Genomic DNA, 15,191 nt, shown 5'->3' with positions numbered 1-15,191 from the left:
GATGACAAGGAGCTGATTGATAAGGTTTCAAAGCTGGTCCGATGGCATATGCAGATTCTTTTTGTGGTCAAGGACTTGCCCTTTGCAGATCTGGGAAATATGATGAAGCAGGTTTCATATAAAGAAATTGCTTTATTAGGTATCTGCGACAGACTGGGAAGAGGAGAATTGACCGAAGAGCGCATCCAAAAGGAAAAGGATACTGTTGAATTGTTTATCCGCAAATGCGAAGAAAGGCTAAATGTATTTAACCACTAAAAGACACTCATAACTAGAGAATAAGCATATGTGTAGTTCACATGGGTATTGATTTTGGTAACTCTAAAGCTCATATCCCAAGAAAAATCTAACGCCTCCCAAAGGGCCTCCATGCCCTGGAAGGCTTGGTCAGCATCCGTGCTACTCATACGATTTTTCTAAGGATACTTCGCTAAGAGTAACTAGCAAAATCAATAAATATGTTCACTTGCGCATATGCTTATTCTCTAGTTACTATAGCTTTCTTAGATACAAAAGTTGTCATCCTGAGCTGCAAGCGAAGGATCTTATACCCTAGAGGAATACCCAAAAAAACTCGTATCTCGTGTCTCGCATCAAGACCCTGGGGAAATACCCTAGGCAACGCAGCCTATATTTTAGTGTCTTTTAGTGTTCTGAACTAAAACACCCCGCCGTGTAAATCCGTGTTCTTCAAATTAACCCCAGAGAACTACCCAAGCTCTCGTAACCCGCAACTCGTAACGGGACGGGAAAGGAATACACAAGGCTACGCAACTCGCATCAAGACGGAATAGGAATACCCTAAGCTTGCTATATAATACAACTTATAATCTCATCAAGACTGATATTTTTGAAGTAATTATCCACATTGACATCTTTCAGAGCACTTCGTATATCATTTTCCTCATATCGTTTGCCTTTGAGCAGGTTCTCGATTTCTTCCAGGTTGCCGCTGCCGAAGAAATCACCATAGAATCTAATATCCTGGATTATTCCATCCTTCACATTTGATAAAGTTTCAATTTTGCCGCTGGCAAATCTCTTGGCCTGTTTTACGTTGAACTCCGGTGACTCACCATAATTCCATTCCCATGTAAGATACTTATTTTTCATTAAAGAATTTATGTTATTCAAATCCGCTTCAGAAAGCTGACTTTCTTTTAACTCAGTATCTTCATCAAACATGTACTTTAATAGCAGTTCCTTAAACTCCATGACTGTAATGGCCTGAGACATATAGTCCTTTATGTTTGTGACTCTGGCCCTTACGGATTTCACACTTTTGGATTGAAATTTATCCTCAGATACCTTTAATGCCTTAGACAGCACATCCATCTTTGAATCGAAGAGCAAGGTTCCATGATGAAGTAGTTTTCCGTGCTTTACCAGTTGTGCGTTGCCAGAGAACTTTTTGCCATCTATGGTTATATCATTTCGACCGGATAGCTCAGACTCCACACCAAGCTTTTTCAAAGCCTTTATAATAGGTATAGTGAATTTGCTGAAATCATAATCCGCCCTTTCCATACCCTTTATTATGAAGCTGTAATTTAGATTTCCCAGGTCGTGGTATACTGCTCCTCCACCTGTAATCCTTCTTACTACATTTATATTCTTTTCCTTAACATATTCGGAATTTATTTCTTCTGCTGTATTCTGATGCTTCCCTACAACGATTGTATTGTCATTTTGCCATAGGAGAACATAATTCTCATTATCATCAAGATTAAACAAATACTCTTCAAGAGCTAGGTTGAAATAAGGATTATTACTTTCGTTCTTTATGTATAGCATAAGATACTCCTTCCTATGATTTTTATATAGTATTATAGCATAAGAAGCAGCTTCATTGAACTTATGACGAAAAGTTAACGATAAAGCAATTTGTACTTTACAATGATATAAAAATAGCAGCGTAAGCTGCTAAAAATTAATCTTGTTTTTTATTATGTCGTTTTTCATATCGTTAGCTTCTTTCAAGTATTTATATGCTTTTTCATATTCTCCCATCTGGTGGTATAAATCAGAAGCAGATTCTAAGGCAAAAGTAAAGCAATGGAGGATCTGTAGAAAGAGTAACCAATTTTGTACCACCTGAATAAAATGATACTAAATGATTAAAAGGTGGGATAATATGTATAAAGAGTATGATGATGAATTTGACAGATCAGAAGAATTTGAAGATAACATGGATGATTTTGTCTGCCCTCTGATGAGACAGGGCCCCTTTAACCAGTTTGTACCTCCTTTTGGACCAGGCTTCCAAGGGCCTCCATCAGGCGGACCTTTCCAAGGCCCTGCTTCAGGACCACCATCAGGACCTCCTCCAAGTTTTGTACCACAGCAGCCAACTTCTGGAGGAATCGGAACATTTGCTGTAGATCCAGGTGCTATCAGAAGATGTACCTTTAGATTTGTATTTATATGGCCTGAAAGGGGAAGAGGATTCTGGGCATTCTTGGTGTTTGTAGGCCGTCGTTCTGTATCAGGTTGGAGATGGAATGGACGCAGATGGGTATACTTTGGAATGGATCTGAGAAGAATTAGAAGCTTCGAATGCTTTTAAAAGCGGAGAAATGTACTCCGCTTTTTTTGTGTATTTATTGAAATTACAAAGCTACTGGATTATTCTATATATAGGGGTACAAGAAGAAATTATTGGAATATAATAGGGGGTCTAGCAAATGACTAGAATAATAGTTGACAGTACATGTGATTTGCCTGATGAATTGATTGAAAGGTATGATATAAGAATGTTACCTCTCACAGTAAGCATAAACGGGAAAGAATATATGGATAAAGTGAATATAAAAGTGGATGAAGTATATGAATCAATGAGAAAGGGCATATGTCCTAAAACATCCCAACCAAACCCATCAGATGCTTACAATTTATTCAAGGAATGCGTTTCTAAAGGTGAGGATTTTATATTCCTATCTTTTTCTTCCAAATTATCAGGCACTTACCAGACTATATGCTCAATAGTTGAGGATTTGAAAAAACAGTATAATAATATAAAAATGGAAGTCATAGATACAAAATCCGGCTCTTTGGCTACGGGCTTGATTGCATTGCAAGCCTCAAAGCTTTTGCAAGCTGGAAAAAGCTTTGATAATGTTATTAATGCTGTAAAGAAAATGATTCAACATGTAGAGCATGTGTTCACTATAACCGATTTAAGCTGGCTTACAAAGGGCGGAAGGATAAGTAAGAGCCAGGGCATAATTGGTAATATGATGAACATAAAGCCTATCCTCCATGTTAATGACGGTGTAATGGAAGTGATACAAAAGGTCAGGGGAAAGAAGAAAGCTTTAAAAGCAATATTGGATATTGTAGAAGAGAGGATGAGCAAATTCCCTAATCAGATTATAGGAATAAGCCACGCTGATGATATTGATACTGCAAAAGAACTACAAGCCATGATTCAATCGAGAATGGGAGAAGCAAAGGTTATTGTCAGCAAGATAGGCAGTGTATTAGGTTCTCATCTAGGAATTGGAGGAGTAGGAGTATTCTTTTTTAATGATAAGATTGAATCATACATAGAGTAAATATTAATCATATTTAGGAAATGGCTTTGATACATAAGATAATAGAAGAAAAAAATAATAAGTGATTATATTGTTGGTTGTGGAATGGAAAGCTCAAGGAATTATTTCTATAAATGAGGTAATTTCTTGAGTTTTCCATTCCATTTTTTTACTGGGTAAAAAAAGCATGATTTTTTTTGTAAATACTTATAATATAGGATATTAAAGCATAAGGAGGACTAAAATGAGAATACAAATAGTTCCGGTAATTATGATAATCATATATATGATAGTATTGTTTTCCATAGGCTATCTGACAAACAAGCTTACCATTAAGAATAGCGCAGATTATATGCTGGCAGGAAGAAGAATGGGAATATTCATGGTGGCGGCTTCGCTATCAGCCAATAATATAGGTGGGGGAAGTACCACGGGTGTAGCAGCAAAAGCCTTCGCAGGGTGGGGATTGAGCGCTGCCTGGTATGTATTAGCCGCTGCAGTAGCCATGATTCCATTGGCTTATTTTGCACCGAGGATTCGCAAGACTATGGCGGTGACCATACCGGAAGTAGTAAATCGGCGGTTTGGAAATGCAGCTGGAACCTTTACAGCAATACTTAATGTGGTATCCTTGTTTTGTCTAACAGCATCTCAGATTATGGCTGCTGGTTCTGTTGTGAGTGCATTGACTGGAATACCACTAAATGCATGTATTTTATTAGCAGCCTTTATTGTTATTGTTTACACCACCATAGGCGGTATGCTGGCAGATGCAATAGCGGATGTGGTGCAGTATCTTATAATATTCTTCGGATTGTTGATATCTCTTCCATTTATTATAAGTGGTGCAGGAGGTTGGGCTGTAATATCAGCCAAGTTACCTCCGGCAGACCTGAATTTTACAAAAGTAGGTGCAGTTACTATCATAGGACTAATATTCAACTATTTCTGTACTTTCCTTTCGGGGCCGGAAATGGTAAGCAGATTCTCTTCTTCAGAGGATGAAAAGACAGCACAGAAAGCTTCCATAATGTCAGCCATTATGATGGCATTGTTGGCATTCATACCTACTATAATAGGCCTGGTTGCCCTGGCAGAGAATCCAGGGCTAGATGAAGGAACAGGTACCACTGCTCTAATGTATGCAACATCAACCTATGCACCTTCCTGGATTACCGGAGCAGTTGCAGCAGCTATTGTTGCGGCTACCATGTCCAGTGCAGATTCTAACTTGTTGTGTGCTTCTACAATACTTATTAAGGACATTTATCAAAGATATATTAACCCTGAGGTGGAAGACAGAAGGCTAATATTTCTTACGAGGTTCAGTAATATAGTCATATGTACTATTAGTGCTGCAATAGCTTTATTTAATATCAGTTTAGTAACCCTAAACCTATTTGCTTTTGCTTTAAGGTCTGCAGGACCCTTCGCGGCTTATGCATTAGGATTAACGGTAAAAGATGCTACAAGAAATGCAGGGATAGTTTCCATTATAGTAGGATCCATAGCAGTACTTTTTTGGCAATTACAAGGATCGCCGTTTGGAATATTACCGATAGTGTTCGGAAGCACTCTGGGAATCGTATCCTTCTTCTTGGTTACTTGGATAGAAAGGAAAATGGGCAAACCACCAGCACCATCAGCTTACAAATAGAGTGTAGAATATATGAGGGATTATTATGTTTGTACCAAATAGAGTGATTTTTGAAAAAGATGCTTTACAATATAGCAAAGCCATAGAGCTATTTGATTATTTTCGCAGCAAGGGCATAGAAATAATAACCTTGAATTCAAATAGAGTCCAAGGTATACCAGGAGATAATCTGGCAGAAAAATATGCAGAGGGGAAAAGAACTTTGGTCATCGGTGTGAGGAAGACTCTTAAATTCCAAACATGTAAACCCTCTGCTCATTTTCAGCTTCCCTTGGTATCGGGCTGTGTGGGACAGTGTGAGTATTGCTATTTGAATACTCAACTGGGGGATAAGCCATATATAAGGGCATATGTAAATATTGACGAGATTCTTGAGCAGGCAGGCAAATATATTAAAGAAAGAGGAGATGAGATAACCATATTTGAAGGAGCCGCAACATCTGATCCCCTTCCTGTTGAGCCTTATACCAAGGGGCTGACAAAAGCAATTGAATTTTTTGCCAAGCAAGCCAAGGGACGATTCCGGTTTGTCACAAAATTTGCAAATGTTGAAGACTTTATAGATGTGGAGCATGGGGGACACACATCTGTCAGGTTTAGCCTAAACATAAATGAGGTAATTAAAAGCTATGAACATAAAACCCCATCTGTCAGGAAAAGGATAGAAGCTGCCAGCAAGGTGATAGAAAAGGGATATCCAACTGGATTTCTCATAGCTCCAGTCTTTTTGGAAGGAGATTGGAAAAAAGAATATGACGCTCTTCTTAAAATACTAAAAGATAATATCTCCCATATGCCAAACAAGGATATAAGTTTTGAAATCATATCCCATAGGTTTACTACCAAAGCCAAGAATAGAATTTTGCAGGTATTTCCTGAGACTACTCTGCCTATGAATGAAGAAAATAGAAGCTATAAATATGGACAGTTTGGATATGGGAAATATATATACAATAAGGAACAGATAAATGATATGAAGGAATTTTTTTGGGAAACAATAACAAATTACTTCCCTGAGGGCAAAATATTGTACATAATATGACATTATTTATTGAAATTATTAAATCAGATTAGTAGCAGAGATAAGCCCCTCTTAATAGATTGTAATAGAGAAGTGCAATCTATTTAATCGGGGGTTTTTTTATGTTACCATATAAAACCGAACCAGTATTGCTGGAGAAAATATGGGGTGGGCGGAGATTAATTGGCTATAATAAAAGTTTCTCAGGCAAAATTGGAGAGAGCATAGAATTTGATGGACAAAAAATGGGGATACCTCTTGTAATAAAGCTTATAGATGCTTGGGATAATTTATCTATACAAGTACACCCCGATAAGGAAACCGCATCGGAGCTAAATGACGGAACCTGCGGAAAAGATGAATTGTGGGTTGTTCTGGATTGTGAGGAAGGATCAGAAATTTATTGCAATTTCAATGATAATTATGATAAAAAAACTATATATGATGCTGCATTGGATGGTTCCATAATTAAATTGATGAATAAGATAAATGTAAAGAAGGGTGATTGTATTTTCCTGCCTTCTGGAACTGTTCATGCTTTGGGTAAGGGAGTTCTGGTTTATGAGCTTCAGCAGGCTTCCAATATAACATATAGATTATACGATTGGGATAGAGTAGAAAATGGCAAGAGAAGAGAACTTCATATAGACAAAGCTCTCAGAGCTATAAAGATTGACAATTATATATCCGCTGAAAACATCATAAACATATATGATAAAGAAAGCATGAATAGCAGATTGATTTCTATAGGGGAATATGAACATTTCGGCGCTAAATTTGTTACATTGAAAAATGAAGAATCCATTATGCAAAGGTGTGATGAAGTAAAAATAATAACTGTGATTTCAGGTAAAGGAGTTTTGTGCTTCAGAGGCAAAAGAATGACTCTAAAAAAGGGAGATACATTTGTCATACCGGCGGATTCTAATGAATGTGTATCAATAATAGGAAGTGGCTTATTAAGATTCATTGAAAGCTGGCCAATAAATGCAAATCTTTAGGTTTGACATAGAACATTCTACTATGGTAGCATTTAAAATATAACAAGGCAAGGTGTTAGCATCTGTCTTAATTTCAACAAACATTGTTTTACAAGTAAGATGGTATCGGAAAGAGGTGTTGCGTATGTCTGAAGACATGAGATTTGAAACTAAAGCAGTAGAGAATAAAAGATATATTGATTGGAATAAGTTGAATTGTAAAAAGTTAGTTTATAATAAGAGATTATCTGGAAAGTTCAGATTATATTTAAGCGACAAAGGTGCTTATAAAAAAGCCTTTGAAATAATAGCAAAAAAGAGATTTATCAATCATTGATACAAATAGGCTGCAAAGCCTATTTTTTTTTACTTTTTGAGTAAACTATATTATGCTATCACACTGCTCATGAAAAATTCTATGGTTATATTTTATGATTTGTTGTAAAAAATAAGAGTTGATGAGGTTAGGAGGGTTTGAGAATTGATTAAAAGTAAGAGTTTGAATTTGGAACAGCAGAAGTATAAGAATTTTGCCCAACAAAGAGAACCCAAAAGACCAGTTGTTACCAACTGCATCAAAGCGTTTATCGTAGGTGGTAGCATATGCGCCTTTGGTCAATTGATACAGTATTTTTATATAAACAACTTTGGCTATACAGAAAAAAATGCAGGAGATCCAACTGCTGCTACACTTATAATAATATCGGTTTTGCTAACCGGACTAGGGGTTTATGATACAATTGCTCAATGGGCTGGGGCAGGCACTGCAGTACCTATAACAGGTTTTGCCAATACTATTTCTTCTGCTGCCATAGAACATAGAAGTGAAGGATATGTTCTAGGTGTAGGTGGAAACATGTTTAAGGTTGCAGGACCTGTAATTGTGTTTGGAACCTTTTCTGCCTTCGCTGTTGCTGTAATAAAAATGTTGATTAACTATCTGGGAGGAATGTAAATGGTTAAAGGCAATCAAAGCTTCATATTTCAATCTAAGCCTGTAATTATTTCTTCTGCAACTGTTGGAGGTCCTTTGGAGGGAGAAGGTCCATTGGGGGAGGATATAGATATATTGTATGATGATCCATACATGGGTCAGGACAGTTTTGAGAAGGCGGAGAAGTTGATGCTGGAACAAGCAGCTACTAAGGCATTAGAAAAAGCAGGGGTAAGCAAATATGATGTTGGTTTGTTTATCAGCGGTGATTTAATAAATCAAATTATATCAAGCAGTTTTGCTGCAAGGACCATAGGTATTCCTTATCTTGGCATATATGGAGCATGTTCCAGTTCAATGGAAGGTCTCAGCATAGCTGCATGCTTCGTAGATGGGCAAAAAGTCAGATATGTACTTACTGGGGCATCGAGTCATAACAACTCTGCAGAAAAGCAATATAGATACCCTAATGAGTATGGTGCTCAGAAACCACCTACATCTCAATGGACTGTTACAGGAGCAGGAGTATGCCTGCTGGCTTCCCAAGGCAATGGTCCTAAAGTTACAGCAGCAACAATAGGAAGGATAGTGGATATGGGACTTACTGATCCCTTTAACATGGGAGCGGCTATGGCGCCTGCAGCTGTCGATACCATAGAAGCACATTTTAGAGACTTAGGTATAGAACCAGATTATTATGACCTGATAGTTACAGGGGATTTGGGAGCAGTAGGGCACAAAATTGCCCTTGATAGATTGAAAGAAAATGGAACTAATCTATCAGAAAAAACCTTTATGGATTGCGGCATGATGATATATGACAGGGAAAAGCAACCTCAGGTTTTTGCTGGAGGAAGCGGATGCGCTAGTTCTGCAGTGACAATATACGGGCATCTGCTTAAGAGGATGAAATCAGGCCAGCTAAAAAAGTTGCTGGCAGTTGCTACAGGAGCTCTTCATTCACCATTATCTTACCAGCAAAAGGAAAGCATACCCTGTATCGCTCATGCAGTTGCAATTGAAATGTGAGGAGGTTTGAATTTGGAAAAGATAATATGGGCTTTTATAGTTGGCGGTTCAATATGTGTCATAGGCCAAATAATGATGGATGTATTCAAGCTCACACCTGCTCATACCATGAGCACTCTTGTAGTAGTTGGAGCTATATTAGGGGGGTTAGGTCTATATGAGCCCCTTGTAAAATTTGCAGGGGCAGGGGCTACAGTGCCAATATCCAGCTTTGGCAATTCCCTTTTAAAAGGGGCACTGGAAGAGCTCAATGAACATGGGGCAATTGGTGTATTAATCGGCATATTCAAGCTTACCAGTGCAGGTATATCATCGGCTATAATATTTGGGTTTATAGCATCTTTGATATTCAAGCCAAAGGGGTAAATTTCTCCATCTAATTCATTAATTTATATTCTTTATTCACAAGAATAAAGTTTCCTTTAATCCCTGAGGTCAAATATATTTCTTTATTCGTAGTAACAAATATGGCTTCTGTGTTATCCAGGTTTTCAATAAGGTCCATACCCTTATCTAAACCCAATAAAAATACAGAAGTGGAAAGACCATCGGCATCAATTGATTTATCTGTAATTATTGATACTCCTGCTAAACCATTATCTGCCGGGAAACCGGTCTGAGGATCCAGTATATGATGATATCTTACGCCATCCTTCTCGAAGTATCGTTCATATATCCCTGAGGTAACTACCGCTTTATCGACTACTTCAACTATACCTAGATAGTCATTACGAGGATAATATGGATCTTGAATCCCTATTTTCCATGGCTGCTTATTGACATTGGTGCCGAGGGCCATAATATTTCCTCCGAGATTGATGATGGCATGATTGACTCCGCGGTTTTTAAGTATAGTGTATACTTCATCTGCTGCATAGCCTTTGGCTATGCCTCCTAAATCCACTATCATACCGCTTAACTCCAGTTTAGCAGTGTATTTATCTTTGTTTAGGGAAAGCTTATTATAGTCAACAAGATCTAGTTTTTCGGATAATATTGCTTCATCAGGAATTGCAGCATTTGGAGTACCTATATTCCAGAGCTTTACAACGGGTCCTATTGTTATGTCAAATTCTCCGTTGGATAATTGAGAGTAATACTTTCCTTTTTCAAGAACATAAAATGTATCTTCGCTGAGCTTTACTTCTTGTATACCGGAGGCTTCGTTTAATTTAGTAATTTCACTGGGATTTTCGCTGTTAATGCTCATTTTAGCTTCAATTTCACTGATTCGTTGGAAAGCTTCATCAATTATTTCATCCTTTTGATTATCATAAAGAGTTATATTAATCTGGGTGCCGAGCAAATAGTTTGATTTTGTCAAAGGGGTTTCTGATTTAACATCATTGCTGACGCAACCTGATAATAGTGAACCAAATAAGGAGAGTGTTAATAATAATATAATAATTTTATCGATTCTTAGTTTCATAACCAAACCTCCGTTTATAAGTTAAAAAGATTTTTCACAATTGAATTTTATCATAGTATTTGACAATAAACAATTGAATATTATTTGTTCACAAATGTATATAATTTGAATAAGATATGAATATAATTTGAATAAAATAAGTTTTATTTTTATGATAAAATATACATTGAAATATGTCGTAAATAATTATATACTATACTCAGAAATTAATAATTTGGCTCTATTAGTTAGATAAATCTCAAACAACAGGAGCCGATAAATAATATAACAGAGTAAGGATAAAGCCTAATACTGTCAAAGAACTGCATAAAATTTGTATATAAAATAATATGGGACATCAGTAATTATATGTTTGGTACTACGATATTATGCAATACAGCTTATCATTGAAGGCTTTTATTGTCTTTTCTGTTAGCAAATATATCATAGGAGGGGTAAAATGGAAGCAAAAACTAAAATTGTTATTCTTGGCGCTGGTTATGCAGGTGTAGAAGCAGCTAAAGTTTTAAACAAGAGATTTAAAAATGATAACAGCGTAAAAATAACAATGATCGATCGTAACCCATATCATACTCTGCTTACTGAACTCCATGAGATTGCCGGACATAGAACTGAAAAAGAGAGTGTTATGGTAGATCTATACCAGGTTTTCAAAGCTACAAAAGTCGAATTAGTTACAGATGAGGTAGTAAAGGTAGACAGGGAAAAGCAGTTAGTTGTATCTGAAAGGACAAGCTACGAATACGATTATCTTGTTCTTGGTGTAGGCAGCGAACCTGCGTTTTTTGGTGTTCCTGGTGTTAAAGAGAATGGATTTACAATATGGTCTTTAAAGGATGCTTTAAAAATAAGACACCATATTGAAGATGTATTTAGAAGGGCTAGAGAAGAAAAGGACCCAGTTAAGAGGAAGAAACTGTTAACTATAATTGTTGCAGGATCAGGATTTACAGGAGTAGAAGTTGTAGGAGAACTTATGGAGTGGAAGAAGCTCCTTTGCGCTCAGCATGACATTCCAGAATCAGAGGTTTCACTATATAATATTGAGGCTATGCCTAATATACTTCCCATATTGAAACCAAATCTTCAGGAAAAAGCCAAGAGATTTATGGAGAAAAATGGGGTGAAGGTTCTTACCGGTTCAGCCATTGTAAATGCTACAGAAGATGGTATAGAGCTTAAAGATGGAACAAGAATTGATACTGATACTTTGATTTGGACTTGTGGAGTACAAGGCAACTCTTTCAATATGGAAACAGGATTTACAGAAGGAAAGAGAAACAGAGTGCAGGTAAATGATTTCCTACAGACTGTTGATAAGGACAATATATATGCTGTTGGTGATAATGCATATTACGAAATTAATGGAAGGCCAATGCCTCAGATAGTTGAAACTGCTATACAGACAGGTGCATGTGCAGCAAAGAATATAATAGCAGATATTGAAAAGAAGGAAAAACAGAAATTTGAACTAAAAACCCACGGCTTTATGGTTTCTGTAGGAAGCCATTACTGTGTAGCAGAGTTGATGGGAGTTCAGCTAACTGGTTTCTTTGCCATGATGATGAAGCATCTGGTTAACATGCACTATCTATGGGGTGTAGGCGGATTAAGGTTAATATGGAACTATATGAGACATGAATTCTTCCATATGGAAGACAGAAGATCCTTTGTAGGAGGCCACCTATCATTCAGAACTCAAACTCTATGGCTCATACCTCTTAGAATTTATGTAGGAATACTATGGCTTATAGAAGGAATTAAAAAAGTTAATGAAGGCTGGCTGGAACCCGGTAACATTAAGATTGTGCAAGTAGCAGGCGGTTCAGGAGCCACCCAGTTGGCGGAGGCTGCTTCAAGTGCTACTCCTGCAGCAGCAGCGGGACCTACACCAATACTATCAGCACCCCCTGCAATATATCAGTGGTTTATGGATACAGTGGTAGCTCCAAATGCAATGCTATTCCAGAGTGCAGTGGTAATTATGGAAATTTTGATTGGGTTGGCTTTGATAGCTGGATTGTTCACATTCCTTGCTTCAATAGCTTCCATAGGTTTGACAGCCAATTTTGTACTATCAGCTATGGCCGGCTACGATATTCTTTGGTATGTATTTGCTGCTATCGCTTTAATGGGTGGAGCAGGCAGATCCTTTGGATTGGATCATTATGTGATACCATGGATTAAGAAATGGTGGTCTAATACTAAGTTTGCGCGGGAACATCATTTATATTTTGATTAATCTTCAATATCCCGTTACCTTATAAATGGGTAACGGGATTTTTTAAGAAATTATTGAAATAAAATGAATAATAAAATAAAATGAGATAGAGTTTAAATAAAGAGAAACACAGGGTCGGTGATTATTGTGAAATTTAAAAAAGGTGATATGCTTCTGCTTTTGATAATTCTAATTGCAGGCATATCATATCTTGGACTCAATTTTCTATACAAGGATACTGGAGAAAAGACAGCAGTTATTTCTGTTGATGGACAGGAATATGAGAGAATAGATATGAACAGGCTAAATGATGAAAAATTGGTTCATATAGATTTGGCTGAGGGAAGATATATTGATATTGTTATAAATACAGAAGGAGCTTATGTATCTGATGTCATATGTCCCGACAAGATATGTGTAAAAACCGGTGTCATAGATAGAGTGGGTGAGAGCATAGTATGCTTGCCCAATAGAGTTCAGGTATTCATAGAGGGTACAGAAAAACCCGAAGTAGATAGTGTTTCTCAATAGGAAGTGTTATTTTTGAACAAGGTTAGAAAAATGGTATTATTGAGCATATTAATATCTCAGGCATTGGTTCTTCATGTGGTTGAGAGAGCCATACCTGTTCCTGTACCTGTTCCTGGCGTTAAACTTGGTCTTGCCAATATAATAAGCCTCATTACCATCATTTTGTTTGGCTTTAAAGAGGCTGTTTTAGTGGTGACATTAAGAACCCTGCTGGGGTCTATGTTTGGTGGTGGATTATCCAGCTTTCTCTATAGTTTGGCAGGGGGAATATTGAGCACTACTGTAATGGCTTATTTGTATTTAAGACATAAAAATATATTCAGCATACCTACAATAAGCACTGTTGGAGCGGTGTTTCATAATATTGGTCAAATAGGAGTCGCAAGCCTTGTAATATCTAATATCCAACTATTTTACTATCTTCCAGTGCTGCTTATATCAGGAGTAATAACAGGAATTCTGATAGGTTTTACTGTGCAATTTACTGTTGAACCTGTAAAGAAGATTCTAAGGATAGGGGGTGCGTAACCCGTGAAGAATAAAGATTTCTTAGCGGTAGAACTTAGCAAAGTTGAAGAGCATCTATTAAAGACCTTAAAAACAAGAAGTAAAATGGTGGAAGAATCCTTAGAAAGATTCATAAAAAGTGGAGGTAAAAGGCTGAGACCAACTCTAACTATAATAGGGGCTACCTTTGGTGAATATAAAAGCGAAGTAGTGGTGCCTCTTGCTACTTCAATTGAAATAATTCATATGGCCACCCTGATACATGATGATATAGTAGACGATGCGGAGACAAGAAGGGGAACCAGGACAGTACAATCTACACTGGGCAAGAACACCGCAGTTTACTGTGGAGATTTCTTGTTTACAAGGGCTTTTATGCTTATCGCAGATATGGCTGAGATTGATATGATGAAAGATCTCTCTAAGGCTATTGCTTTTATTTGTGACAGTGAAATAGATCAAAATGAACAAAGATACGACCAGACCGTAGATGTGAGAAAATACCTAAAAAGGATAGCAGGCAAGACTGCAGCCCTATTCTCACTTAGCATTGCTGTAGGTGCCCATAAAGCAGGTTGTGACAAAAAAATTACATCTAAGCTTACTAACATTGGTAAGAATATTGGCATGGCATTTCAGATAGTCGATGACATACTGGATTTTACCGGCAATGAAAAAACTGTGGGAAAACCTTTATTAAGCGATGCAAAGCAAGGGATATTTACCTTACCGATAATATATTCATTAAATAGTTCTTATAGGGAGGAAACCATAAAAGCAATAGAGATGATCAAAGATGATGGTGGAGAGAGATTGATGCATTGCGTAATAAATAGCGGAGGACTTGAAAGAACTAAAGGTCTCGCGAGGAAGTTTATCAAAAAGGCATTAAAGATAAAAGATACTTTACCTGATGGTTATGGCAAGGAGGCTATTACAGAAATCATCGAAAGGCAACTAGATAGAAAATTTTAAGGTTAATATATAGGTAATGGTTATGTAGGGACAGGTCTTGCACCTGTCCATTTAACTTGTTAAATATATTATGTAAGGACAGGGTTTCCCCCTGTCCTACTGCGTCTAAAGGTGATATAATGGAAAATGATGAATATACAAAGAGGGGTTGACAAGATGAATTTAATTCAGGCAATATTATTGGGTATAATACAGGGGGTAACAGAGTTCTTGCCTATAAGCAGTTCAGGTCACCTGGTTCTTTTTCAGAAAATATTAGGTGTGGCAGAACCTACCCTCACATTTGGGATTGTGGTACACTTAGGAACTTTGGTAGCAGTTATTGCTGTTTTCTGGAAGGATATAGTATCATTGCTTCGAAAACCTTTTCAGAG

Annotated in this window: 16 protein-coding genes and 1 pseudogene; 15 read left to right on the top strand and 2 right to left on the bottom strand. The window is 37.1% G+C overall.

Annotated elements, in window-relative coordinates; translation table 11 throughout:
* A pseudogene (locus ACESM9_RS07785) lies at positions 1-258 on the top strand (hypothetical protein); the annotation flags it as partial.
* 552 nt (positions 259-810) lie between these two features.
* Here ACESM9_RS07785 and ACESM9_RS07780 read toward each other — a convergent pair.
* Positions 811-1,794 (bottom strand): lipoate--protein ligase, encoded by a 984-nt coding sequence (locus ACESM9_RS07780; protein WP_372996976.1) that lies wholly within the window; start codon positions 1,792-1,794, stop codon positions 811-813.
* A gap of 340 nt (positions 1,795-2,134) precedes the next feature.
* Here ACESM9_RS07780 and ACESM9_RS07775 point away from each other — a divergent pair, with 340 nt between their 5' ends.
* The 9 genes from ACESM9_RS07775 to spoVAE all read left to right on the top strand — a co-directional run bounded on the left by ACESM9_RS07775 (position 2,135) and on the right by spoVAE (position 9,520).
* On the top strand, positions 2,135-2,566 hold the full coding sequence (locus ACESM9_RS07775) for a transporter (RefSeq protein ID WP_372996974.1): 432 nt from the start codon (positions 2,135-2,137) through the stop codon (positions 2,564-2,566).
* 118 nt (positions 2,567-2,684) lie between these two features.
* Positions 2,685-3,554, top strand: a complete 870-nt coding sequence (locus ACESM9_RS07770) for a DegV family protein (RefSeq protein WP_372996972.1) — start codon at positions 2,685-2,687, stop codon at positions 3,552-3,554.
* A 223-nt stretch (positions 3,555-3,777) separates the two neighbouring features.
* Positions 3,778-5,190, top strand: a complete 1,413-nt coding sequence (locus ACESM9_RS07765) for a sodium:solute symporter (protein WP_372996970.1) — start codon at positions 3,778-3,780, stop codon at positions 5,188-5,190.
* A 25-nt stretch (positions 5,191-5,215) separates the two neighbouring features.
* Complete coding sequence (splB, locus tag ACESM9_RS07760; RefSeq protein WP_372996968.1) at positions 5,216-6,232, top strand: spore photoproduct lyase; 1,017 nt, start codon at positions 5,216-5,218, stop codon at positions 6,230-6,232.
* A 101-nt stretch (positions 6,233-6,333) separates the two neighbouring features.
* Entirely contained in the window at positions 6,334-7,212 is an 879-nt protein-coding gene (locus tag ACESM9_RS07755) for a type I phosphomannose isomerase catalytic subunit (protein ID WP_372996966.1), read from the top strand.
* A gap of 124 nt (positions 7,213-7,336) precedes the next feature.
* Positions 7,337-7,528 carry a hypothetical protein gene (locus ACESM9_RS07750; protein WP_372996964.1) on the top strand — a complete coding sequence of 64 codons (192 nt, stop codon included), beginning with the start codon at positions 7,337-7,339 and terminating at the stop codon, positions 7,526-7,528.
* Positions 7,529-7,672: 144 nt separating this feature from the next.
* Positions 7,673-8,146, top strand: coding sequence for a stage V sporulation protein AC (spoVAC, locus tag ACESM9_RS07745; RefSeq protein ID WP_372996962.1), 474 nt, complete (start codon positions 7,673-7,675; stop codon positions 8,144-8,146).
* Entirely contained in the window at positions 8,147-9,154 is a 1,008-nt protein-coding gene (gene spoVAD / locus ACESM9_RS07740) for a stage V sporulation protein AD (RefSeq protein WP_372996960.1), read from the top strand. It abuts the gene before it with no gap.
* A gap of 12 nt (positions 9,155-9,166) precedes the next feature.
* Entirely contained in the window at positions 9,167-9,520 is a 354-nt protein-coding gene (gene spoVAE / locus ACESM9_RS07735; protein WP_372996958.1) for a stage V sporulation protein AE, read from the top strand.
* A 10-nt stretch (positions 9,521-9,530) separates the two neighbouring features.
* Here the strand turns inward: spoVAE and ACESM9_RS07730 are convergent, their stop codons facing one another.
* The gene (locus ACESM9_RS07730; protein WP_372996956.1) at positions 9,531-10,583 is read right to left on the bottom strand and encodes an FAD:protein FMN transferase; all 1,053 of its coding nucleotides are present in this window, start codon (positions 10,581-10,583) and stop codon (positions 9,531-9,533) included.
* A gap of 439 nt (positions 10,584-11,022) precedes the next feature.
* Here ACESM9_RS07730 and ACESM9_RS07725 point away from each other — a divergent pair, with 439 nt between their 5' ends.
* The 5 genes from ACESM9_RS07725 to ACESM9_RS07705 all read left to right on the top strand — a co-directional run.
* On the top strand, positions 11,023-12,825 hold the full coding sequence (locus ACESM9_RS07725; RefSeq protein ID WP_372996954.1) for an FAD-dependent oxidoreductase: 1,803 nt from the start codon (positions 11,023-11,025) through the stop codon (positions 12,823-12,825).
* Positions 12,826-12,951: 126 nt separating this feature from the next.
* Positions 12,952-13,335 carry a NusG domain II-containing protein gene (locus ACESM9_RS07720; RefSeq protein WP_372996952.1) on the top strand — a complete coding sequence of 128 codons (384 nt, stop codon included), beginning with the start codon at positions 12,952-12,954 and terminating at the stop codon, positions 13,333-13,335.
* Positions 13,336-13,347: 12 nt separating this feature from the next.
* The gene (locus tag ACESM9_RS07715) at positions 13,348-13,863 is read left to right on the top strand and encodes a Gx transporter family protein (RefSeq protein WP_372996950.1); all 516 of its coding nucleotides are present in this window, start codon (positions 13,348-13,350) and stop codon (positions 13,861-13,863) included.
* Between the two features lie 3 nt (positions 13,864-13,866).
* Positions 13,867-14,817 (top strand): polyprenyl synthetase family protein, encoded by a 951-nt coding sequence (locus ACESM9_RS07710; protein WP_372996948.1) that lies wholly within the window; start codon positions 13,867-13,869, stop codon positions 14,815-14,817.
* A 156-nt stretch (positions 14,818-14,973) separates the two neighbouring features.
* On the top strand, positions 14,974-15,191 hold a 218-nt coding region (locus ACESM9_RS07705), incomplete at its 3' end, for an undecaprenyl-diphosphate phosphatase (protein WP_372996946.1).

The organism is Lutispora sp., from assembly GCF_041687175.1.
GTDB lineage: Bacteria > Bacillota > Clostridia > Lutisporales > Lutisporaceae > Lutispora.
The sequence above is the reverse complement of the archived record's forward strand: the minus strand, read 5'-3'. Positions and strand labels throughout refer to the sequence as shown.